Raw genomic sequence first — 2,600 nt, forward strand, 5'->3', positions numbered from 1 at the left:
GCGCTGTTGGAGGCGCCTCGTCCGGCGCCGGTGTCCGGGTTGAGGGCGAGCGGACCGAGCAGTGTGAGGCGTCCGGCGGAGGCGATGCCGGTGGCCAACGACTCCACCAGGCGCGGACGGCCCACGCTCGGTACCCAGACCACGGCGGCCGGTCGCTCGGCCCAGTCCCAGGCCTTCAGCACCCGCAGGCACGCCCGGCCCAACTCGGCGGGCACCTGGGCATCGATCGGACGCCCGTCGGCGTCGGACGCGAACAGCTCGCGCAGCGGACCACCCCAGCCCAGGTCGGTGAGCCGGGCCACCACTCGGCCGGGTTCGGCCTGTTCGGCTGCGGCGATCTTTCCGGTGACGTTCTTGCCGTCGGCGCGGATGCCGAGGCGATCCAGACCGGTCGGCCACAAGGCCCGCGGAGGCACGGCGACCCCGACCCGATCGAGCGCCTCGGACGCCGTGCTGGTGGCCGCGACGGTCACATCGGTGGGGTACCAGCTGCCGGCGCAGACGTCACAGCGACCACAGGGCGCCGCGTGCGGATCGTCGAGCTGGCGGGTCAGAAAGGCCATCCGGCAGCTGTCGAGCGCCTGGTAGGCGAGCATCGCGTCCTGCTCGGCGACCCGGGCGGCGGCGATCCGCTCGTAGCGTTCGGCGTCGTAGTGCCAGGGGCGTCCGGTGCCGACCCAGCCGCCGGAGACATACTCGACCGCGCCGTCGACGGCCAGCACCTTGAGCAGCAACTCCAGCGGCCCGCGGCGCAGATCGACCCGAGCCTCCAGCGCCGGCACCGACAGTGGACGGTCGGCTTCGGCCAGGGCGCCCAGCACGGCGTCGGCCCGGGCCTGGGTGGGCATCGCGTTGGTGGCGAACCAGTGCCAGATGTCGCGATCTTCGATGCCGGGCAGCAACAGCACGTCAGCGCGCTCGGTGGCGCGGCCGGCGCGTCCGACCTGTTGGTAGTAGGCGACCGGTGAACTCGGTGCGCCGACATGCACCACGAACCCCAGATCGGGCTTGTCGAAGCCCATGCCGAGTGCCGAGGTGGCGACCAGCGCCTTCACCTGGTTAGCCTGCAGCGCCTCTTCGGCGGCCTGGCGTTCGGCGGCGTCGGTGCGGCCGGTGTAGGGCAGGACGTGGTGCCCGGCCTTGGCCAGGAAGGCGGCGGCGTCTTCGGCGGCCGACACGGTGAGGCAGTAGATGATGCCGCTGCCGGGCAGCGTGTCGAGGTGCTCGGCGAGCCAGGCCAGCCGACGGTGCGCGGTGCCCAGCTCGAGCACCCCGAGCCGCAGCGAGTCGCGGGCCAGCGCGCCGCGCAGGGTGAACACGTCGCGTCCGCCGGTGCCGAGCTGTTCGGCGACGTCGTCGACGACCCGCTGGTTCGCGGTCGCGGTGGTGGCGAGCACCGGGACGCCGTCGCCGAGTTCGCCGATCAGGTCACGGATGCGCCGGTAGTCGGGGCGGAAGTCGTGGCCCCAGTCGCTGATGCAGTGCGCCTCATCGATCACCAGCAGGCCGAGCGAAGCCACCAGCCGGGGCAGTTGTTCGGCCCGGAACCGCGGGTTGACCAGGCGTTCCGGTGAGACGAACAACACGTCGACGGCGTCGTCGTCGAGCAACTGCTCGATATCGCGCCACTCGGCGACGTTGGCCGAGTTGATCGCGGCGGCTCGGACGCCGGCCCGCTCGGCGGCGCGCACCTGATCACGCATCAACGCCAGCAGCGGCGACACGATCAGCGCCGGACCGGCACCTTCGCGGCGACGCAACAGTGCGGCGATGAAGTACACCGCCGACTTTCCCCAGCCGGTCCGTTGCACCACCAGGGCGCGGCGCCGGTCGGCGACCAGCGCCTCGATCGCCTCATACTGCCCGGGATGGAAGGCGGCGTCGGGGCGTCCGGTGAGATCGGCGAGGATCGCGGTCGCACGCTCACGCAGCTCGCTCGTCGGAGGGGCCGTGTCGGTCGCGGAAGGGGTCATGTCTGCCACCGTCTCACGGCCCACCGACAGTTCTTGAATGCAGAGTGCAGGCGGAGGGCTCGTCAGTCAGGGCTGCGGTTGTTGTTTCGACAAAGCTCAACCACCGGTGATCGAGCTTGTCGAGATCCTTCCCGGCTGCGACAAGCTCACCAGCGATTCCGCTCAGCAGACCTGGCTGAGCAGGCCGGTGTCGACGTCGTAGAGGAAGCCGCCGATCTGTGCGGTGCCCTCGATCAGCGGATGTTCCCTGAGCATCTTCACGTCGGCGCGGAGCTTGGCTTCCTGATCGGTGGTGGCGCCCACGGTGAGGCCGGAGGCGTCCCGTCCGCTGGCCTCGGCGACCCGGCGCCGCATCTCGACGTCGTCGCAGGCCGCCATCGCACAGCGGGTGTGTGCGATGACGAGAATGCGGTCGACCCGCAGCAGGTGGACGCCGAGGATGCAGCCGTTCAGAGCATCCTCGGTGACATGACCACCCGGGGTGCGCAGGATCTTGGCTTCGCCGAGCATCAGCCCGAGCATCTCGAGCGGCTGCAGCCGCGAATCCATGCAGGTCACGACCGCGACGCCGGCGTGCGCATAGCCGTCGAAGTTGCGGGGAGCGGAGGTCGCGTAGCGACGATTGGC

Annotated in this window: 2 protein-coding genes; both read right to left on the reverse strand. The window is 70.9% G+C overall.

From position 1 onward, the window contains the following. Positions 1 to 1,973 (reverse strand): RecQ family ATP-dependent DNA helicase (locus Q0066_RS11045; RefSeq protein ID WP_298132860.1); only part of this gene is annotated, 1,973 nt, incomplete at its 3' end. A 162-nt stretch (positions 1,974 to 2,135) separates the two neighbouring features. Next, positions 2,136 to 2,600 (reverse strand): carbonic anhydrase (locus Q0066_RS11050; RefSeq protein ID WP_298132862.1); only part of this gene is annotated, 465 nt, incomplete at its 5' end.

Origin of the sequence: Micropruina sp., from assembly GCF_027492755.1 — a bacterium.
GTDB lineage: Bacteria > Actinomycetota > Actinomycetes > Propionibacteriales > Propionibacteriaceae > Micropruina.